The organism is Butyrivibrio proteoclasticus P6B7 (assembly GCF_000622085.1).
Taxonomy (GTDB): Bacteria; Bacillota; Clostridia; order Lachnospirales; family Lachnospiraceae; genus Butyrivibrio; species Butyrivibrio proteoclasticus_A.
In genome coordinates this window covers 1-18,452 of sequence record NZ_JHWL01000033.1, presented here as the reverse complement: position 1 = coordinate 18,452, position 18,452 = coordinate 1, and the positions used below count along the sequence as shown (strand labels likewise).

Here is an 18,452-nt window from a genome sequence, read left to right as displayed (position 1 = left end):
TCAGACCCGAAATCCGCACTATGTCTAGTCTACTCTCCCGAATTTCTTTTGGTATTTTTCTTTTCTGCCATGCCCTTATATTGCCTCTGTATTGCCCAGCCATGTGTAGATAAACTTTCTTTTCTTTCTTGTTTGCCTGTTTGCTTGTAAGACCCCCTGCTTCTGATCCATATACTTGTAATGCATATAGCAAAATATGTAGGAAGGTATTATGCAAAATAATGTATATGTATATGGCTTGGAGTTATATAGCTGTATGGGAATGAGGAAATAGGAATTTGCCATGGAAAGGCACGGGGCAAAATTTAAGGACGCGTAATGGTATAACGTGTCCTGTATATGGATATGGTATTAGCACCTCGCTTGTAGTACGCTCGGAGTAATATATATGTGTAAAGATTTGTATATGGTATGGGGCGAAAAATAAGGATTGGTTTTATGTGGGTATATATGTATATGCTCACTTGTGTAACCGTTCGCAAGGTATAGGTATAGTATGTATGGGGGAGTAATGATAGATAGGTGAAATATAAATCCTTATATATGTGCCTGTTACTGTTTTGGCTTGGGCGGATTTCTAAGGCTTAGTTTTGGATCCTGGTATTGTAGGCTGAACATACTAGATAGTATCTTTTATATGTAGTGGGCTATGTGACTTTTGGGAGCGCCTTGTATGTCTCGGCAGCTCCCTTTGATTTATCATCAACTACTCTTCTATGTCTTTGGCCAGATTTATTTATTTGGGTTAGCCGGTATTGTAGTGGCTGGCATTATTCCCTTCCTTTTTCTTGGAGAAAGGTGCAGGTGTTTATCTTAATAATAATTAAATTTGCGTTAATTATGTGCTTTGATTTACCGTTTTGTCGTCTTTCTATTTTCTGTACAAAAAGGGGGCGGCAGGTGTTGTTCCTGCTGCCTATCTATTTTATAAGGAGTAAATGACTGAAATTATATCATAATAATCAAAAACACTAATAAGTATGGTTATTTAGTTCGAATAATACATATTGACGATCTCGTGTGTAATATCAATTGGTGAATCGGCTTCTCTTTCCACCATGGTTTTGATATTTCTGAGACTTGTTGATAGCACTTCTGCAGGAACGATCAAGCTCAGGTCAAGGTCTGATGGTTCTGAAACCATTCTGAGTCTCTCTTCCCTGTTAGCAGGTTGGATATCTGTGAATTCAACTTTTATCTCGACGTTCTTTTCTTCAGCATCTAAGTTATCGAATACTCTTATTTGCCTTGCGGCATACCTCTGCGGCAGCAGACCAGACAATATAAGCGTTTCAACGAGTGCTTTTCTGTTTGCTGGATCTAAAACCTCCTTTCTAAAGGCTGAGCCTTCTTTATTTTCCTCACCGTCTATTGTGAGTGCTAAAAATAATGAATTTCTTCGTATTTCCATTGGTTCTCTCTCCTTTCTATGGAAAATACTCTAATTTATACCTACATAGAAAGTATGGAAGAGCTGAAACGAAAAATTGGGGGGTACATGATTTATTTTTAAATTTTTTAGATAATTACCAAAACTATTGATTTTTATGGGCTTTGAGTAGTTAGAATAGGCATTGGTTAGAGATTAATGCTCTTTAATGTTATAATATTACTGATATATAGTTTATTTTGCCGCTGTTTCATTGGAGACAATCATGGCCAGTTATTCATTTCCTAAAGATATAAAAGTATTTGCTATAACTGATGATAGGAATATTGAGAGGGTTGAGCTGCTTGATGTGAGTGGTAAGTCTCGTATTGCCGTAGTGGTATTGCCTAATGGGACTTTAGACAATATTCCTTTTGAAAGGATCTTCATGGATGAGTCGGCTGCCCAGGATTACTTAGACGGGAAAGAGGCTCGTGAGTCCAAAGAAATGTTTCTCAGCATTCTTTATAATAATGAAGGAGGGAAAAATGGCTGACAGATCTGATCTTATCAATCAACTAGCCGCTTCTATGGGTGGTGGTAATTTTGCAAAGACAACCTTTGAGGAATCTAGATTTGATGTAGAGACGGGTACTTTATACTGTAATGGTATGGCTATATCAAAATCTATTGCTGAAAAGGCTATTAAGCATTTTTCTATCCTTGAAAAGAAGTGTGATGTTAATGATAGTGGCCAGAGAGAAATGGCAATGATCTACAGATGTGCTACTGAATCTATCAAGATGATGCAGAACCCTAAGGTCATGGAGTTCCTACAGAAAGAAATGAAAAACGATTAATCTTAAAAGGCAGCAGGTTATTCCTGCTGCCTTCATGCGCTCATATCACGCCGCATCTTTATTTCTTATTGAATCATAGCTTATTAGTAAGTTCTCAATATATGTATATGTATTTGGATAATACTTCTTAAGTGTTGTTGGATCCTCACAGTAATACTTAAATGCCTGGGCAAAGTATTCATCTACTCCGCATCTTTCATAATCAACAAATAAGCCTGCGTTTGTTTTTCCTTTCAGCTCATCTTTGTATATCTGGTAGAAGTCCTTACTCTTTGATGGAAGCGTCCCTGATTTCTTATATAGCATGTAAGTATAATCAAAGAAATGTCCCATCTCGTGATTACATGAGTATACTGCGTAATCGTCATAACTTGATAAGTATATCGATTTTTCCTTATATATAGTGATCCCTGCTATTGAATAGCCGTTCTGCAGTCCAACAGTAGGTCCATATGTGGAATCTAGCTTACTTCCTTCCATTACTGATATGTTCCAGCCTTCTTTTTCAAACTGTTCACGTACTATCTGTGGAGAGTACTGATATGTTGAGTAGATATCCTTATCAAGGCTTACTGATGCAACTGCTGTAATGTGCAATGAAACAAATACTGCTATTGCCGTTACAATTCCGATCACTGATATCTTAAGCGTATTTTTCATAGGTTTTTCACCCCTTTCCTATGAATTTTTTGTGACTTCATTATAGCAGAGAAAAGGTGTCTGATATTTTATTACATCTTGCTTTTACTTTTATAGAAGTATTATTAATTTCTTTACTTCCGCTATTTTGTATACCTCTGTTTTATTCGTGAAATTTCATTTCTCCTATCGTTTTGCTTGCTATAGCACGACATGCGCTCTTATACTCGCAATTGGTTGTATAAAGGAGCAACCTATTTATGTTTGAAAGTAGGTTATATAGGGAAGTAAATAGAGGAAAAGAGTTTGTAAAGGATCTAAGTGATGACGATCTCTTTGAACTTCATAGGATTATATCATCAATGCGCATTGTTCAGGAGCATAATTCTGATTCTAAAAAGCGTGTATATGCGATATATGGTGATGATGCCTTTGTTGTGAATTTAGACGTAGATAGCCTTATGGCTATTGGAGAAAAGCTTGCAAGAAGGGAGCTTCTTACTGATCCACAGTATGAGTATCTCAAATTCTGCCTTTCATTAAAGTGTAGATACATATTCCCAGTTCAGATGGTAGTATCTTACTTTAATGATATGCTAACTGCATAATAAAAATAAGAACGGATACTCAAGCCCGTGGGCTTAAATATCCGTATTTTTATCTTCTGTATTTGTAGGTGCGTTCATACTCAAATACAAGGATCAGACCGCCAACTATTACGCAGACAATCCCTGCAACTATATTAAATATGGTCTTTCTTTTACCTGCGTCATATACTCTCCAGGTACGACCATCATCACTTATTACAGTATGAGCTATCTGACCTTCTGGTTCTGTATAGTATCTTCCTTCATATTCTATTAAATATCCATCAACGTCTATGATTTCTTCTGTGATGTATACGGTGTCGTCGCGGCGTTTTTGCGGGAGCTTACTTATCACGCTTTCTGTTTTGTAGGATATAACATCACTTAATACGTCTCTTCTGTAGGCAGCTCCTATGAGTGTGTTTTTGTTTTTAATGGCTCCTGCCATGCAGAATAAACCAGACAAAATAAAGGCTACTCCCATAAATAATACTAGGGTGCTTGTGAAATTGCCATTCTTTATTTTCACCATACAATTCCCCTCGTTTCCATCTTAGACCAATTTCCTCGCAATTGCTTTATGCTACTATCGTGCCCCGTCTTATCACGGAAATATTCTTTATTTAATACTATTTTATCATGAAAAGGCACTTATTTTACTTGCTATAATAGTGCACTTTATTAGATAGTGTATTTTGTTGAATTTTTGGTTTTTAAGGAAGGATTCGGACATGGATTATATTATTTGCAAGAGCTGCAACATGCTTTTTAGAAATGTTGATACTCATAATAACTTATGCCCTGAATGTAAAAAGAGGGATGATGATTCATATAAGAAAGTAACTGAATATATTGGCGAAAACCCTGCTGCCGATGGTGAGACTATATCTATTGCGACAGGCGTTGACCTTAAAACTATAAAAAGATGGGTTGTAGAAAAAAGGATCACTATTGCTGGCAATCTCGGACTATCAACCTGTAGAACTTGTGGCGATCCAATATATGAAGGAAGGCTCTGCGATAGGTGTAAGAATAGCCTTCTTAATGGTTATATGAGTGCGGGCGCAAAGAAGGTAGCATCCGAATTTGTCAAAATTAATACCAGAAAGGCTTCAGTAGGTGCAGGAATGCACTTTATTAAGTAAATAAAGATGGCTCTATCACAGAATACGATTGATTTTTAAGGAAAATAATAGCAACAAAAAAGACTATACCTTATATAAATTGGAAAGGCATAGTCTTTTTAAATTGAATATTAGAACATAAGCGGACTTTTATTGTTCATTTTCATTTTTTAGGAGATCTACGGCTCTATTATACTCATCTAATGATGAATCGCAACCATCACATGCGTCTTCAAGGGAAACATGGTATTTTTCCATGCTTTTTTGAACAGCACGAACTAAGCGCTCAGCATCACCAAGTTTATAAGCCGTTTTTTGGGGATAATTCAAAACTTTTCCACCCATATTATTTAAGACCTCCTTCCTTACATTTTCATGGTCAATTGTGAGATGTTCTAATACTTTTTTGAACATACCCGCAATGCTCATAAGTTCTGTTTCTTTTAATTCTCTGCTTTTACGAGCTTCTTTTAATGCGTCAGAAAGAATACCAAGTTGATTTAGCATTTGCCCTATTATTTTTTCGTCCCCTTCTTCAATTTGCTCAAAATACTTTTCAAAGTTGAAAAGATAGAATGGAATCAGAAAAAATAATTTTTTCTCAACAATATCTTCGGCGGAATAATCAGAAATCTTCAGAGCAGGGATATTATAAGAAACCGTTTCGCCAGACGGAACTTCAATGGTAGTTGTAACAAAGTCCGGCATGTTTTCGGTTGATCTGAGATACAATATTCCCGATTCCGGAAACTTAACAAACAAGTCTCCGCTTTCCCAATTATTTCGAGCATCGTTTAATGCAATCTGCGCATCATATTCAAACATTCTAACAACCATTGAGCCGTCGGTTGAACTCTGGCATTCAATGTGAAAGCGTCTAATGATACCTCCGTCATTTATTGTGAAAGAAGAGTCGGTTATACGCTTTGATTGTTCTCCGTCCTGTCTGTTTAAATATATCTCGTTTGCAGAAAACTCAAGTTTTTCCTTGCCTGTTAGATGAATACCTCTGTTTTTGAACATTTCATTGATCAAAGGAAACAAAGTTCTTGGTGCATCATTAAGCATTGTGCGCCACGCATCATCATAAGGCGTAAAACTATTATCCATCTTAGACATTTCCTTTCTTGTTAATAATATATATATCAACAGGGAAGGAGCTGTCCGCAAGTTCCATACCCTGATTGATAACTGATAAGTTATCCAGGGCCAGAACCCCTATTCATTTTTTAAACCTTTGCCCAGCAAAGTCTTATTACTTATAGCAAAATCCTTTGTTGTAAATGTTAAGCAAAGGCGCTAGTAATGGTGGTTACTAACAAACTTAAAATATAAAATAATCTACCTGTATTGTAGCATATCCGCGCTTTTTAGCAAGTTTTGGAAAAAGCACTTGCTATACATATACACTTTAAATGATAGTATCTGTTGGAGATTTTTAGAACTTATGGAGGTTGTGTTTTGGAAACGCTACAAAAGAGTAAGACTTCAACTACAAAGGCTGACCTTATTACTCTGGTCGCTAACAAATCTAAATATGACAAAAGGGATGTAGAAAAGATCCTTGAGACCTTTTTAAAGGTCATTGTCGAGGAACTTGTTAAGACTAAGAGGGTTAAACTCTCAGGTTTTGGCACTTTCTATGTTGCAAAACAGGCTAAGAGAAAGCAGTATTCCCCTTTTGGCAACAAGGTATTTGAATCAGGCGATTGTTGTGTGCCAAAGTTCATTCCTTCCAACGCAGTTAAGGATAAAGTAAAAGCAAAAGTTAGTCCTGAAATGCTTGATGCTCCTTATCAATTAAAAAGGAATATCGGCTGATCTCCAATTTAACCCAGATGCTTTTCTATATGGTGGTAGGAATTTTCTTGGGATAGCAAAAAATTTACCTTTCTTTTGGACAGAGGCAAAGACTTATGGCTTCTTATGGCAGGTTCGAATCCTGCTGCCTCTTTTGATTGTTATGAGGTGTTTAAAATGCTTTATTGTGTAATACGAGCTGGCGAGAGTTGTTATACTCATAAGCTCAGTAACAAAGAAATGTTGTTTAACTGTATTAAGAAGATTGCAAGCGATAAAAATGCTGCTTACTGTTTTCTTGCGTTTTTAAGACGTGCTAAAGTTGGTGAAGTGTTTAACTTTGCCGAGGGTAACGCTCGCCTTTTGGAGTTTTGATTATGAGTACAATGTGTTTTTTAGGTAAGGACAAGGACTGTTCTGTTAAAAGATATCCTACTTCAAGCGTTGAGTTCGTTGTTGTTAGTACAGATGATACCAGTTATCTGTGCCGTTCTTTAAAAAAGGATGAGGATGCATCACGGTATGAATCTTATACATTATCTCTTGATGATAAGCCTTTTATCGTACTTCGGAGTGACCCAAATAAAGCATCTGTAGTAAATAACGCAAAACGCCTCCAGAACGCATTGTTTGATCTTTTCATCAATGCTGATTCAGAGAAAAGAGGTATTTAAAGGATATGGGAAACTATCTTAACCGTGACTTTATTGCTCTTGGCAATAAGGTGTCAAGGCTTGAAGTTCAGATATCGCCAAAACATTACGGTGAGTATCTTGCTGAGAAATATAAGAGAAAGGGTGCTAAGCAATGAAGAAAAAGATTGCAGTTAGAGTTATGGCAGCAGTCCTTATCCTTACAATGGGAGCAGGTATTGGTGGAGTGTTTGTATCTTCTAGTAAAGATTTTCATTTTATTGAAAGCCAGACTACTCTTCCTATGATCGATAGGGATGCAGCAACAGACTATGAAAGTGGGAAGATCTCCAAAGAGACCGCTCTTAATAGAATTAGCAACAGACTTGATAGCCTTAAATCTGATTCCGCTATTGAGGATTGGGAATATGACGAAAATAATGATTGCGTCTATATCACCATGAATGGCGGCTCTGTTTTCAGCTATAACTTCTAATGTGAGGCATATATGGATCCAGAGTTACTTAAGATAATGGCAGGTATTGTTCTTTCCTATGTCCTTATCCGGTTCATAAAATCAACACGTATCGGAAAGCTTGTAAGTAACCTTTTATCTATTGGCCTTTTAGGTGCTGTATTATACGTGGTATACGTTGCTTACAACATTATTTCCGCATTTACTTGATCTTTTGGAGGTTTATATGAGACGTAGGATGCTGGGGACTTTGTGTGCCCTTCTTGTGGTAGCTTCGATAATGGGTGTTGCTGCAAGAGTGTTTTTACCCAAATTTAATAATGACGTTGCTGAGTCTCAGGAGATTGATGCCCCAAGCGTTGGTGTATCTAGTGATATTGAGACGATGCTTGACATTGAGATAATCGGAGATGTTTTGTAATGCTTAAGACTGATCTTTTAGAGATAAAGAAACTATTCAAGTACCCAGATGCCTCATTTGAAGGCATGGATTTTTGTGAGATATCTGCAGAGGATAATTCTTTTACAGACTTTATAGATAGAATTGCTTTTACGGGCGAGAGCAGGTTCCTTACAAGGGATGAGGATGAGCAGAAAGCTTTTATCTCTCTTCTTTCAAAATCACTCTCATTTTCTGCTGCCGTATCTCCTATGGATGTTGAAGTACCTGCAGAACTTAAGAAGGTGTTTTCTGCTTATGTTGGAAACAGCTCTTATACTCTCCCAGCCGACACTATCATGCGTGTGATTGGTGAGAAGTATTCTGAGGTTGGTTCTTACTGTATCGTACTTTTTAAGGGTAGTTATGATATCCCTGTAAAGGATTCCTCAAAGACGAAGGTTGACGAGTCCGACGAGGTATATAACTACTTTGCACTTATGATTTGTCCTGTTAAGGCTGAAAAGGTTGGTCTTTCACCAGACAGAGAGGCTGAGGATATTACTCGCAGTTTTGTATCGAGAAAGCTTCAGCCACCGGTACTTGGTATGCTCTATCCTTCATTCACTGACAGAGCAGCTGACGATAATACATGCTTTGTTTGTACTAAGTCCGAAAAGGAGCGTGAGCTTGTTAATGCCCTTTTTGGCACATTTGTACCTGCTCCTGTTAAGAAAGAAAAGGCTGTAATCAAAGAAGATGTTGTGGTGCATTCAACAGATGTAGTGTCTGATTCTTTTGAGGCTAAAGAAAGTAATGTTCCAACCGATTATGTTGAGCCTTCATCTAATGATATTGACAAGGATATTGATGCTTTCCTTGATGATATACCTTCTGTCAACAATATCGACAATGCACTTTCATCAAGGAGGCAGCAGGATACTGAAACTGACGATAAGCCATCTCAGGTGATCGATGTAAAAGAGGATAAGTCTGTTCTGTCTCAGGACAGAGTAACAGAACGTGATGTTAATGGTAAACGGTTCTTTATCATTCCAAAGGACCTTTTGACGGATGAGCTTCTCGAGCAGATCCTTAGCCTATGAACTACCGTTTCCGATATTGTCGGTGGTGGTAGTTCATAATAGCATGTGTAGGTTTAAATGCAACCCATGATCTTTACTGCTTGTTAGCATTCATACTCACTCGCTCTTAAGCCGTAAGATTGTCCGATCGCCGGTGATTCTTTCTCTCCCAGATTAACAAGTTTCTGCGCTGTTGTCGCATAATATCTGTTCCCGCAATCCTCGAATCCACACTTTTTAAGGAACTTCTCTGCTGCCTTTACGACATTCTTATCTACAGAAATAGTCTCTTCTCCATTGTCACAATATCCGCCAAAACTTTCTGAGGAAAGCTCTTTTACTTCGGATAATTCTTTCTGCTCCTTGAATGGATTTATATAGGTTGTGATAATTGCATCTGTATAGCCGAGTTCAGCAAGGATATTGGGGAGTTGCATTATAAGTGCTTCGGATAATCCCTTGCCTCTGAACTTAGGTGAGATGTAGAGGTTGTGCATTTCGCATATTGGCACCTGGCATTCATTCTCTTCAAAGCAAGCAATATCAGCTTCATCCATGAAATTATTGTAATAATATGCAGCACAGTTTGTTGCTGAGTATTCATCGCCGCCTCTTGCATCAGAGATTTTCATTGCTTCTTCAAGTGACTTATGTGTTTGAATAAGTAGCTTCATAAAAGCTACCTTCTCGTATTCAAAGCTCTCAGGATCAAAGTACGTAAATGAGATTGTAAATGCATCTGCTGGTTCGTAAATATCCCTTACGAGTCTGTTGGAAATCTTTCTCCTTATACAGCCATGTATATCCATGGAAAGGGTTTCATTTTCTCCAAAAATATCTTCTAGTGTTTTGATCATTACTTATTACTGTTCCTTTTCTGTTAATTCTTTATACATCTGCATAAGCCTTGCTACGCAATCGGCTTCTGTAGTGTTCTTAATATCAAATCCGTATGCCTGCATAACTGCTTTATCATTTGCAGTATGCGCTCTTTGAAGTTCTATTGGCATTGTAAGCGGATCGTAAAGGTCTGCAAGGCTACTGTCATGATACAATGCTCTTGCATCAAGTATTCCCTGGGCGGTTTCTTCAATCTTCTTTTTCTGTTCATCTGTAGGTGTTGGCCAAGGGAAGTTGTTATATACTATTGTGTTTGAATACTGATAGCTGGGTCCATAGTATCCACATGTAGCCCTCATCCATGCCATATGCACATTACTAATCATTGTTCCAAATGTATATAAATCCGCATTTTCTACAATATATATCTTGTCCCCTACCACAGTTTCTGGTGTCATGAAGTCCATTGGGATATATCGTCTATTACCTGATGATACTTTGGCGAGTCCTACATAGTTGGTTTTTGGCTGCTGATTTTCGTCAAAAAGCATCGGCGTTAATGATTTCTTTCGTGTAGCCTCTTTGCTACTCTTTTCTCTAAACTCCTTAACATTTTTGATTCTTTCCTTGATTTCAGGATATTTATTAATTATTGCCGGCGATGTGTTTTCAAGCCAAAGGCAATATCGTGGTTTTCTGTCTATGAAGTCCTTGCCCATCATGTACTTTCTGAATAGTATTTCTGCATCAGGATTTTTTCTCACGAAAGCCTTATATTCTTCTTCTGTGAATATAAAGTTACCATTGTCTGTAGGCTGACTTCCCCTGTGCATCGACATTGCGTTACAGAGTGGCTTAGTTCTTTTCTTTATAAATATATCTTCTGCGTCAATAAGATAAGGACTGATATGTGTGGCATTAGTTATCTTGCCATTATCATATATAATCTTATTTCCATTTTCATCAAATGAGAATCCTACGATTACTACGTACACAGTTGCTTTTTTGGATGCTTCTGATTCCCATTTAAAAGAACGGTAAGCAAAATTTATCACTATTCCTTCTTCGCAAAGCGATTCCCATAATGGAGCAACCTGCTCACCTTGGCATATCGAACTCGTTGCTACAAAAGCTGTCCTTACAGCGGTATTTCTCATATATATTGCTGCTTTTTTGTACCAACAGGCAACATAATCGAGCGTTCCAGCGGCACTACCAAATAATTCTTGTTTCTCAGCTTTTTGATCGACTGTCATCATTGCCTTTACAGATGCCTCTTTAGCTGACACTCTTCCTGAGTTGGCAACAAAAGGAGGATTACCCATAATGTAGTTTAGCTGTTGTTTATGTATGATTGATTCCCAGTCAACACGTAATGCGTTGCCTTCGTGTATATTGGCATTGGTTTTAAGAGGTAGGAAATCAAGGCTCATGGATAAGATATCCTCTGTCTCTTTCATCATCTGAGACTCAGCTATCCAAAGAGCGGTCTTTCCTACGGTAACAGCAAAATCATTTATCTCAATACCATAGAACTGATGGATACCGACCTTAATTGGGTTAATAACATCACCAAATACAATCTGGCCATCAACCTGCTTTCTGTCACAATCAAGAATATCTCTTATAACAAGATTCTCTAATCTTCTTAAGCTGATGTATGTTTCTGTTAGGAAGTTACCACTTCCACATGCAGGATCTAAAAATGTCAGCTTGGATAACTTGTTCTGAAATGCATCAAGTTTTGGCTTCTTGGTCTTTTCAATCTTTATTTCAGATATGGTCAGATACTCTTCCTTTAGCTTATCCAAAAAAAGCGGACCAATGACTTTATGGATGTTTTCGATGCTTGTGTAGTGCATCCCACCGCTACGTCTTGTCTCAGGATTTAAGGTAGACTCAAATACCGCTCCAAAGATAGTAGGTGATATGGCTGACCAGTCGAAGCCCTCACTAGCCTTGTTAAGAAGAATATCTCTTATCTCTTCTGTGAAGTTAGGTATCTCGATATCTTCCTTTGCAAAAAGACCACCATTTACATAAGGGAACTTGCTTGCATCTGATGTGTCATAAGGATCTCTGTCCTCTGCCTTAGTATCAAGGACTTTGAAAAGCTCTATAAGTGCTTTTCTCATATCCTTTGTCTCATACTGTGCCATATAGTCATGGAACATGTGTCCGTTGTTTCCAAAGATAAGTGCATCTTCTGCATACAGACAGAATACCAGGCGAACGCAGAGCATGTTTAGGCTCTTTAATGACTCTTCGCTATCAGGATTGATATATTCCTTATGAAGTGCATCATAAAGAAGTCCTACAAATTCTCCAGCCTTAACAGATACTTCCATTTCCTTGTTATGGATAACCTGCTGCCTCTGATTTATAAGAAATTCAAATTCTGTATATTTGTTTGGTATTTCTGAAAGCATGAACTTTATAGGTTCAGGCTTTCTTGAGTCCATATCGTAAACCCATATCTCACTAAAGTTGGATGTGATGATCCACTTTGCCTTTTCTGATACCGGTAGTGAGTTATCATACATCTTCGCCTGTTCATATGGTGTCATGCCATCATGCCCTTGTTGAGGTTTTGAAAGGTCTACTTTAAGGCTCTTTTGTTCTATAAGGACTTTTGTTTCAGGGATATATGCATCTATCCTTTTTGTATTTCCGTCCGGTCCTATTACTTTCTTCTGAAACTCTATTCTGTCAGTGACATTATTTGCTCCAAGGACATTTTGAAGGAAGTCTATCCAGAATGATCTGTCATCCTCATCCTCTTTTCCCCTGTTCAGCCACTTGTTATAAAACTGTCTTGCTGCTTCTCTCTGTTCTGCTCCCATGTTTATCCCCTTGTCATATTTTTAGTACATATATTCATCTCGGTATGCGCCAATATAATCATTGCTTTTAAGATAATTCTCAGCCATTACAATAAGAGCATTCATGTCCGTAAATTTTCCTTCTACTTCTGTCAAATGTGACTTTACTTCGTATTCAGAATTATAGAGATAAAAGCTCCTACGATTTTAATAGGCATACCCGCCCTCTGCGTTTTCCTTAAACGCCTTTATTCTTTATCCTTTTTGTATCTTAATGTTAGCGCAGAGTCTCCGTCTGTAAAAGTGGATGACCACTGTATCTCACACTCTTTTTCAAGCATTTTCATTTCATCTTCTGTAAATCTTCCCTTGAAATGAACCGCTCCCGGATAATTGCATTTTGCATCTTCAATAATCCTTGCAATTACGCTTTCGTTACCCATTTCAATCCGCTGTATCTTCAACAATTCTGCTGCGGATAACGAAAGGGGAATCTCGCTGCCATTTTCATCCTTTACCATTACACCACCAGATAATACATTATTGGCAGAGTTCTTTGGATCTATGTAAATAGAAATATCGTCACGAATATATGTATAACCTTTATCTGAACAGTATTTGATAAGTTTCTTTCTGAACACCTCGTAGTCATTCATAATATCCGTAAGTGTTTCCATAGGTGACATTGGTGTGTCCTTGTAGCCAAGAAGATTTCTTAAATAACAGTTTACGCTCTTTTTCTCCTTATCGGCTCGTTCTTTCAGTATGGCTTTTTCATCAGGTGTAAGCCAGATGGTTACCCTTGTAAGTGAGTCCATGTATTTCTTATTAGACTGTTTGCGCTTTTCATCGTACTTTCTTTGTGCCATCACTTCATCCTTTCTCTATGTAATTAAGAATTTCTAATAGTAATTTGCTTGCCAGCTCATACTCTTTATCGCCCAGCGTCTTGTATTTTTCTGTGAGCCTTTCCATTTCCGCTATCGCTTTTTCCCAATCTTCATCGTTCATTTCTGATTTTGATTTATCAAGCGTCTTTGCAAAAGCCCAAAGATCATTACAGACATTGTAGAAAAGTTTTGAATGTTCCATCTGCTGCCTCCAGTAACAACTTCTGTTTCCAGTTAGGCTGGCATAACGATATGCCAATATATCAATTCTAAATGTATCACAAAGTTCGCGGCATAGCGATATGCCATTTCGTACAAAAATCCCTCGTGTTTTTGGTAAATATTTTGCTTACGCTTGGCATAACGATATGCCAAATATAATTGGTATTGAGGTTGTGGTAATCGTCTCTTAGTGGTATCAGAAAGTGGTATCTCTCAGAATTAGCTTTTTTGATGCTCCGAATATGTGGTGTATGTGGAACTCGTGATACTCATCGTTATAATACCCTTCACCACATCCTGTATTGACACTCCCATCAGCTAGTAATGGGAGTGTCAATGGCAATTATATAGGGTAAATTCTTACTCCGTTTTTCTTCATAGGCACAGCTTGTTCGTACAAATCATCTTCAACCCATGTAACATATCTATTTTGACACTTCGCTTTCATCTTCAAGCAATTCATTCCTCGTTTTATAAAGTGGATATATTTAATCAACCAAAGCGATGCGAATATAATGTAAATAGCTGTGCAAATTTTTTTATTTCCTTATAACTCTTCCATATTTATATATGTAAGTATTAATTGAGATGGCCATCTCGCAAAATTTATTATTCAGGAGGTGCGAAATGCACACTAGTATTGAAACAGTTATTGCTAATATCGAAAAACAGATTGGAAGAAAGGTAAGACTCTACGAGGGTCAGCATGCCATTAGTGTAATGGAAGAAAACGTAAAGGAGCTAGAGAGCTTCTTAGAGGATGTAAGGATTAACTACCCTGGGGAACTTGCAGTTACGGAACCAGAACATAAGTATCTTGGAATATACGAATTTCATAATGAAGCTATCAACTGCAGGTATTATTGCATCGAGCTTATGTTTGATGAGGAGGTTAATGTTTCAGATATTGCATTCAACGGCAACTACATACCATTTCTTCCAGATGTATGGATCTGCAAGAATAAACCCAGCTTATCGGAGTTATATCTTAAAGAAGTTGATGCGTGTTGCTCTTTCCTTAAGGCAGGGAGGGAAGTTCTTGTTGTGACGGGGCATGACGATGAAGGGGATCTTAAAGCCATCGATGTATGTACCAAGATTGACTATATTATCGAGAACTACAAGACCTACAGAGATGATTTCGATGTTTATTGTTTACAGTCAGAGAAAAAGTACAAAAACGATGGTAAGTACGCAGTATATATTCCTAGTACGGAATTCAGAGTATTAACTGGGATGGATATAAGGGTTGCCACCCTCGAAGTAAAGATGCCAACAGAGCCTTGGCACGAAAGACCGTTCTTCATTCCATCCGAGGAGACAATAAAGGAACTCGACAGATATCAGCCTGAGGATCGGGATGTATTTAACAAAGCTGTAGCCACACTTAATAAATCACTGAAACGTGATAAGAAGCATCCAGTAGCCTACTTTAAGTTGGAAATGAGGTTAAGGCAGTTGACGAGGTTGCTTGAATTAGAGTCGCCAGGTGTCATTGTAGAAAAGCAGATTGAGTTGCTTAGGAAAAGTCTGAGAGAGTTAGAGATAATAGTAGACTAATTTTCAACCACACGTTAATGACAGGGAGTTGTCGTCGTTTACAGTAAGCATGAAGTAAGCTTCGTCAGGGTTCAAAATTACTTCATAAAATTCAGATGCTCCAACATCTTGTTCGTTTAGGAGTCGCCATACGGCGGCTCCTTTTTTGCATATAAAAAGAGGTAGGCTATGGGCTACCTACCTCTCCCTCTTTTATATCGTCAATCTGAATTGTATAGTGGGTTAGTACACTCAAAAGACAAAAAAGAGCAACAAAAAGCTCCTTGGCCCTCCGCTTCCAGCAGTGGGTCGAGTCTTTGTCTTTTTAAATGTATTATTTTCGGCGGGAAATGTGGGGATGAAACACCCATCCAATCAGTAGCGCTGGTATTACAAACACCTGTACAAATACAATACTAACTGATAATGACGCTCCAAGAATAATTGGACTAGAAAAAACGTCCATATATGTTAAAGTTTCATAGTATCGTCCGAGTATCAAAAATGCTGTGAAAAATCCAGCTAGTAATGCAAATGCTATTGCTATTAGTATTATAAAACTGCATAGTCTCTGTATTTTTAAAACTTCGTCTTCGTTAGCTTTCTTTCTCATAAGGCAAAGTGTTGCTATTCCAAATTCTATGATGCATAGCGCCATTGTAATACCGATCCAAAATACACCCATGTTCATCTCACCATTTTTACATTTTTATTTATAAATCAAACCACACAACTATTATTGTTACACAAAAGCCGCGGCCTCCGCGGTATTTTTGTACGCTTTTATTCCTTTAGCAGCTCTGACGGCTCGATATTATCTGCATCAGGAAGCTCTTCGACCCACTTATATAACAAACTGAGCAGTTTTATCTTCTTGGTAAAGAAAGAATATGGTTTATCCTGCATGTATTTATCGGTGCAGGATATGCTTTTCGGGAATATATCTGTTTCAAGCTTGTTGTTTTTTAGATAAAATCCTTTAGGCGGTTCTGGCAAGTTTGAAGCATCCTCAAATATGATATACATGTCTGAGCTTACTTGCTGCCTGAATATAACCGACGGCATTTTTCTATCCTCGTTTTCAATCTGGATGATCCCCGGAACGTTTTCATATATGTCATACCCTTCATACATGTTAAGCGAGAATGCCCCGCAGCCGATGGAGTCATATAAATGCCCCTGACAGCAAAATTTTGTCTTATAGCCCTTTTTGTTTAAAAGGCTGATCACAGGAGCAATCTCTTCATCGCATTCAAAATAATCTTCTTTGTTAAAACCTTTCCCGCAGTCGAAAGTCTCAAAGCCGTTAAAGTCTATGCTTTGTAATATATCAAATGTATTTTTGTTTATAAGCGCCATATGCAAAAAACCTTTCTGTTTTGTCGTATTTAGTATTATGGCATAATGTTTGCCAAAATAAAAGAGACGGACATGGGCTACATTATCCGTCTCTTCTGCACTTTATTGTTTTTACGAGTTTATGAGATTTAAGTTTCCTTAATTATGTTTTATTTCTTCTTTGCTCCGTTTACAACATCCTTAAGGGCCTTGCCTGCTTTGAATTTAGGAACTGTAGCTGCAGGAATCTTAAGAGCTGCACCTGTCTGAGGATTCTTACCTGTTCTAGCTGCTCTCTTTGTAGTCTCGAATGTTCCGAATCCAACGAGCTGAACTTTGCCCTTCTTTTTAAGCTCTTTAGTAACTACATCTGTAAAAGCACCAAGAGCTGCGCCAGCGTCCTTCTTTGAAAGCTTAGTTTCCTTTGCAATAGCATCGATAAGTTCTGACTTGTTCATTCTGTTTTGTTCCCCTTTCTTTACAATACTTTTAGGAGTCTACGGTTACTTGTAATGACTTTATTGTTCTAGCGCAATCAATCGCTAATAAAAGCGTAGCACAGTATACGTCAGAAGTAAACTGTATATGGTTAATTAGTGTGTTTAAATCAGTTTACTTTATTATTAGCAGTATTTGAAACTAGCACATTAGAAAAGGGATAAGGCGGTTGCTTATCCCTCGTTAACAAAACTATATTCTCCTATGATCTCCCTTGTTCTCTCTTTTCTCTTGCCTCCATCACTTGAATAGCAGTAAGCCATATCAAATGACAAATCTTCATTCTCGTACCCAAGAACAAACAAAAAGTAGGCGAGTGCAAATGCATCTGCATCGATTTCAGATATATCACCCATGTGGGCTTCATTACTTATAGCATTATCTCCTGCATAATAGATATCAGCATGATATTGTTTCTGCCATACATGTCTTATCTCGTGGAGCATTGATTCAATGATTTCCCTGTTATTAAATGTACGGTTCTCTGTATCATCTAATGGGGCGTATCTTGCCAGGTATATTGTATTCTCATTCTCCATATAGCAGCCTCTACAATATTCCTCGGCTAAGACTCCCTTAACAGGAGCATTCGCATACCCCATTGCATATATTGTAGGGCTGTTGACAATATAAGGTACAATTCTTATATTAAGATCCCTTACTTCAAGAAACTCTGTCGCCTTATCAAATGCCTCCATTACTTTTTTAGGGACCCCTAAAAACATGCCGTTTTGAGCTGGCTTCTTGTCCTCTTTTTTTAAAATTGTTCGTAGTGTTTCTTTTAACATCGCATATTCCTTGCTTAGTATTCCCTGGCTTGCTGTAAGCAGCTTATCGCCGCGCATAGAAATTGGCGGAGGTTTTGGCGAACCCTCTAACAATTTTAGTGTATCATCTTTCTACTTTAGCGTTGCTTAAATAATCATTAATTCTCTTAAATTTTTATCTTAAATCCCTTGCTATAACTAAACATCATGTCTCATCATGTTTTTGTACTATGGTTAGAAAGGGTACGGTTTATTATATTAGGATGAAATACTTATCAGCAACAAAGTTGATAGCCCTTGTTGGCATGTGCGATGGCAAGGATAAGTACCTTGCTCATCTGCTTGCCAAAAGGATGGACGTAGAGATTTACTCAGTTAAGAGTTTTTACTCTCACCTGTTTGAAACAGAGACATATCCTGATCTGTGTTTCTTGGACATGTCGGAAGATGTTTCTCGTTCATTTATGCTATTGGGTTCACTTAAAACATTAAATATTCCAACTATATGTATTCTTCCAAGCGGCATCGGTCTTGCACTTGAACTCAGGTGCTTATCTGGTGGTGCTTATGATGTTATGTATTGGCC

Annotated in this window: 26 protein-coding genes; 14 read left to right on the top strand and 12 right to left on the bottom strand. The window is 37.7% G+C overall.

Translation table 11 applies throughout. The annotated features are described in order from the left end of the window. Nucleotides 1-988: 988 nt before the first annotated feature. Nucleotides 989-1,411 (bottom strand): hypothetical protein, encoded by a 423-nt coding sequence (locus tag T541_RS0114850; RefSeq protein WP_026653437.1) that lies wholly within the window; start codon nt 1,409-1,411, stop codon nt 989-991. 244 nt (nt 1,412-1,655) lie between these two features. On the opposite strand from T541_RS0114850, the gene T541_RS0114845 reads away from it, so the two are divergent. Then, nucleotides 1,656-1,925 (top strand): hypothetical protein, encoded by a 270-nt coding sequence (locus T541_RS0114845; RefSeq protein WP_026653436.1) that lies wholly within the window; start codon nt 1,656-1,658, stop codon nt 1,923-1,925. Then, nucleotides 1,918-2,229: a hypothetical protein gene (locus T541_RS0114840; protein WP_026653435.1), complete on the top strand. Its 312-nt coding sequence runs from the start codon at nt 1,918-1,920 to the stop codon at nt 2,227-2,229. The genes T541_RS0114845 and T541_RS0114840 overlap by 8 nt, the downstream gene beginning before the upstream one ends. A gap of 45 nt (nt 2,230-2,274) precedes the next feature. Here the strand turns inward: T541_RS0114840 and T541_RS0114835 are convergent, their stop codons facing one another. Further along, entirely contained in the window at nt 2,275-2,889 is a 615-nt protein-coding gene (locus T541_RS0114835) for an anthrax toxin lethal factor-related metalloendopeptidase (protein ID WP_026653434.1), read from the bottom strand. Nucleotides 2,890-3,128: 239 nt separating this feature from the next. On the opposite strand from T541_RS0114835, the gene T541_RS0114830 reads away from it, so the two are divergent. Continuing rightward, nucleotides 3,129-3,476, top strand: coding sequence for a hypothetical protein (locus tag T541_RS0114830; protein ID WP_026653433.1), 348 nt, complete (start codon nt 3,129-3,131; stop codon nt 3,474-3,476). A 49-nt stretch (nt 3,477-3,525) separates the two neighbouring features. On the opposite strand, the gene T541_RS0114825 is transcribed toward T541_RS0114830, so the two are convergent. Continuing rightward, nucleotides 3,526-3,987, bottom strand: a complete 462-nt coding sequence (locus T541_RS0114825) for a DUF308 domain-containing protein (protein ID WP_026653432.1) — start codon at nt 3,985-3,987, stop codon at nt 3,526-3,528. 199 nt (nt 3,988-4,186) lie between these two features. Here T541_RS0114825 and T541_RS19860 point away from each other — a divergent pair, with 199 nt between their 5' ends. Further along, nucleotides 4,187-4,600, top strand: coding sequence for a hypothetical protein (locus T541_RS19860; RefSeq protein ID WP_051538288.1), 414 nt, complete (start codon nt 4,187-4,189; stop codon nt 4,598-4,600). Nucleotides 4,601-4,729: 129 nt separating this feature from the next. Here the strand turns inward: T541_RS19860 and T541_RS19855 are convergent, their stop codons facing one another. Next, on the bottom strand, nt 4,730-5,689 hold the full coding sequence (locus tag T541_RS19855; RefSeq protein WP_051538287.1) for a hypothetical protein: 960 nt from the start codon (nt 5,687-5,689) through the stop codon (nt 4,730-4,732). Nucleotides 5,690-6,040: 351 nt separating this feature from the next. Between T541_RS19855 and T541_RS20860 the strand changes: the two genes are divergently transcribed. The 8 genes from T541_RS20860 (at nt 6,041) to T541_RS0114775 (ending at nt 8,971) form a co-directional block, all read left to right on the top strand. After that, entirely contained in the window at nt 6,041-6,400 is a 360-nt protein-coding gene (locus T541_RS20860; protein WP_051538286.1) for an HU family DNA-binding protein, read from the top strand. Between the two features lie 156 nt (nt 6,401-6,556). Next, nucleotides 6,557-6,754 carry a hypothetical protein gene (locus tag T541_RS0114805; protein WP_026653431.1) on the top strand — a complete coding sequence of 66 codons (198 nt, stop codon included), beginning with the start codon at nt 6,557-6,559 and terminating at the stop codon, nt 6,752-6,754. 2 nt (nt 6,755-6,756) lie between these two features. After that, nucleotides 6,757-7,053 (top strand): hypothetical protein, encoded by a 297-nt coding sequence (locus tag T541_RS0114800; protein ID WP_026653430.1) that lies wholly within the window; start codon nt 6,757-6,759, stop codon nt 7,051-7,053. 5 nt (nt 7,054-7,058) lie between these two features. Continuing rightward, complete coding sequence (locus tag T541_RS21995; protein ID WP_278247051.1) at nt 7,059-7,190, top strand: hypothetical protein; 132 nt, start codon at nt 7,059-7,061, stop codon at nt 7,188-7,190. Next, nucleotides 7,187-7,507 carry a hypothetical protein gene (locus tag T541_RS0114790; protein ID WP_026653429.1) on the top strand — a complete coding sequence of 107 codons (321 nt, stop codon included), beginning with the start codon at nt 7,187-7,189 and terminating at the stop codon, nt 7,505-7,507. Before T541_RS21995 ends, T541_RS0114790 begins: the two co-directional genes overlap by 4 nt. Nucleotides 7,508-7,519: 12 nt before the next feature. Continuing rightward, on the top strand, nt 7,520-7,696 hold the full coding sequence (locus tag T541_RS21475; protein ID WP_155839541.1) for a hypothetical protein: 177 nt from the start codon (nt 7,520-7,522) through the stop codon (nt 7,694-7,696). A 16-nt stretch (nt 7,697-7,712) separates the two neighbouring features. Further along, a complete protein-coding gene (locus T541_RS0114780; RefSeq protein WP_026653428.1) occupies nt 7,713-7,907 on the top strand; it encodes a hypothetical protein in 195 nt (64 codons plus the stop codon). After that, on the top strand, nt 7,907-8,971 hold the full coding sequence (locus T541_RS0114775; RefSeq protein WP_026653427.1) for a DUF4317 family protein: 1,065 nt from the start codon (nt 7,907-7,909) through the stop codon (nt 8,969-8,971). Before T541_RS0114780 ends, T541_RS0114775 begins: the two co-directional genes overlap by 1 nt. Before the next feature lie 83 nt (nt 8,972-9,054). Here T541_RS0114775 and T541_RS0114770 read toward each other — a convergent pair whose 3' ends face one another. From T541_RS0114770 to T541_RS0114750, 4 genes are all read right to left on the bottom strand, one after another. Further along, on the bottom strand, nt 9,055-9,807 hold the full coding sequence (locus T541_RS0114770) for a GNAT family N-acetyltransferase (protein ID WP_026653426.1): 753 nt from the start codon (nt 9,805-9,807) through the stop codon (nt 9,055-9,057). A gap of 6 nt (nt 9,808-9,813) precedes the next feature. Beyond that, nucleotides 9,814-12,633 carry a DNA methyltransferase gene (locus tag T541_RS0114765; RefSeq protein WP_034467447.1) on the bottom strand — a complete coding sequence of 940 codons (2,820 nt, stop codon included), beginning with the start codon at nt 12,631-12,633 and terminating at the stop codon, nt 9,814-9,816. Between the two features lie 227 nt (nt 12,634-12,860). Continuing rightward, nucleotides 12,861-13,481: a plasmid mobilization protein gene (locus T541_RS0114755; RefSeq protein ID WP_026653424.1), complete on the bottom strand. Its 621-nt coding sequence runs from the start codon at nt 13,479-13,481 to the stop codon at nt 12,861-12,863. A 4-nt stretch (nt 13,482-13,485) separates the two neighbouring features. Next, a complete protein-coding gene (locus T541_RS0114750; protein ID WP_026653423.1) occupies nt 13,486-13,704 on the bottom strand; it encodes a hypothetical protein in 219 nt (72 codons plus the stop codon). 647 nt (nt 13,705-14,351) lie between these two features. Between T541_RS0114750 and T541_RS0114745 the strand changes: the two genes are divergently transcribed. Continuing rightward, the gene (locus T541_RS0114745; protein WP_026653422.1) at nt 14,352-15,284 is read left to right on the top strand and encodes a hypothetical protein; all 933 of its coding nucleotides are present in this window, start codon (nt 14,352-14,354) and stop codon (nt 15,282-15,284) included. Between the two features lie 313 nt (nt 15,285-15,597). Here the strand turns inward: T541_RS0114745 and T541_RS0114740 are convergent, their stop codons facing one another. The 4 genes from T541_RS0114740 to T541_RS0114725 form a co-directional block, all read right to left on the bottom strand. After that, a complete protein-coding gene (locus T541_RS0114740; protein ID WP_026653421.1) occupies nt 15,598-15,948 on the bottom strand; it encodes a hypothetical protein in 351 nt (116 codons plus the stop codon). 98 nt (nt 15,949-16,046) lie between these two features. After that, a complete protein-coding gene (locus T541_RS0114735; RefSeq protein WP_026653420.1) occupies nt 16,047-16,622 on the bottom strand; it encodes a hypothetical protein in 576 nt (191 codons plus the stop codon). 149 nt (nt 16,623-16,771) lie between these two features. Further along, entirely contained in the window at nt 16,772-17,086 is a 315-nt protein-coding gene (locus tag T541_RS0114730) for an HU family DNA-binding protein (protein ID WP_278247052.1), read from the bottom strand. Nucleotides 17,087-17,272: 186 nt separating this feature from the next. Beyond that, a complete protein-coding gene (locus T541_RS0114725; protein ID WP_155839540.1) occupies nt 17,273-17,887 on the bottom strand; it encodes a hypothetical protein in 615 nt (204 codons plus the stop codon). A 242-nt stretch (nt 17,888-18,129) separates the two neighbouring features. Between T541_RS0114725 and T541_RS19845 the strand changes: the two genes are divergently transcribed. Beyond that, nucleotides 18,130-18,452 (top strand): hypothetical protein (locus T541_RS19845; protein ID WP_034467444.1); only part of this gene is annotated, 323 nt, incomplete at its 3' end.

Coding starts and splice junctions, on each gene's coding strand:
- T541_RS0114850 (WP_026653437.1), bottom strand. CDS start 1,411: ATGGAAATACGAAGAAATTCATTATTTTTAGCACTCACAATAGACGGT.
- T541_RS0114845 (WP_026653436.1), top strand. CDS start 1,656: ATGGCCAGTTATTCATTTCCTAAAGATATAAAAGTATTTGCTATAACT.
- T541_RS0114840 (WP_026653435.1), top strand. CDS start 1,918: ATGGCTGACAGATCTGATCTTATCAATCAACTAGCCGCTTCTATGGGT.
- T541_RS0114835 (WP_026653434.1), bottom strand. CDS start 2,889: ATGAAAAATACGCTTAAGATATCAGTGATCGGAATTGTAACGGCAATA.
- T541_RS0114830 (WP_026653433.1), top strand. CDS start 3,129: ATGTTTGAAAGTAGGTTATATAGGGAAGTAAATAGAGGAAAAGAGTTT.
- T541_RS0114825 (WP_026653432.1), bottom strand. CDS start 3,987: ATGGTGAAAATAAAGAATGGCAATTTCACAAGCACCCTAGTATTATTT.
- T541_RS19860 (WP_051538288.1), top strand. CDS start 4,187: ATGGATTATATTATTTGCAAGAGCTGCAACATGCTTTTTAGAAATGTT.
- T541_RS19855 (WP_051538287.1), bottom strand. CDS start 5,689: ATGGATAATAGTTTTACGCCTTATGATGATGCGTGGCGCACAATGCTT.
- T541_RS0114805 (WP_026653431.1), top strand. CDS start 6,557: ATGCTTTATTGTGTAATACGAGCTGGCGAGAGTTGTTATACTCATAAG.
- T541_RS0114800 (WP_026653430.1), top strand. CDS start 6,757: ATGAGTACAATGTGTTTTTTAGGTAAGGACAAGGACTGTTCTGTTAAA.
- T541_RS21995 (WP_278247051.1), top strand. CDS start 7,059: ATGGGAAACTATCTTAACCGTGACTTTATTGCTCTTGGCAATAAGGTG.
- T541_RS0114790 (WP_026653429.1), top strand. CDS start 7,187: ATGAAGAAAAAGATTGCAGTTAGAGTTATGGCAGCAGTCCTTATCCTT.
- T541_RS21475 (WP_155839541.1), top strand. CDS start 7,520: ATGGATCCAGAGTTACTTAAGATAATGGCAGGTATTGTTCTTTCCTAT.
- T541_RS0114780 (WP_026653428.1), top strand. CDS start 7,713: ATGAGACGTAGGATGCTGGGGACTTTGTGTGCCCTTCTTGTGGTAGCT.
- T541_RS0114775 (WP_026653427.1), top strand. CDS start 7,907: ATGCTTAAGACTGATCTTTTAGAGATAAAGAAACTATTCAAGTACCCA.
- T541_RS0114770 (WP_026653426.1), bottom strand. CDS start 9,807: ATGATCAAAACACTAGAAGATATTTTTGGAGAAAATGAAACCCTTTCC.
- T541_RS0114765 (WP_034467447.1), bottom strand. CDS start 12,633: ATGGGAGCAGAACAGAGAGAAGCAGCAAGACAGTTTTATAACAAGTGG.
- T541_RS0114755 (WP_026653424.1), bottom strand. CDS start 13,481: ATGGCACAAAGAAAGTACGATGAAAAGCGCAAACAGTCTAATAAGAAA.
- T541_RS0114750 (WP_026653423.1), bottom strand. CDS start 13,704: ATGGAACATTCAAAACTTTTCTACAATGTCTGTAATGATCTTTGGGCT.
- T541_RS0114745 (WP_026653422.1), top strand. CDS start 14,352: ATGCACACTAGTATTGAAACAGTTATTGCTAATATCGAAAAACAGATT.
- T541_RS0114740 (WP_026653421.1), bottom strand. CDS start 15,948: ATGGGTGTATTTTGGATCGGTATTACAATGGCGCTATGCATCATAGAA.
- T541_RS0114735 (WP_026653420.1), bottom strand. CDS start 16,622: ATGGCGCTTATAAACAAAAATACATTTGATATATTACAAAGCATAGAC.
- T541_RS0114725 (WP_155839540.1), bottom strand. CDS start 17,887: ATGTTAAAAGAAACACTACGAACAATTTTAAAAAAAGAGGACAAGAAG.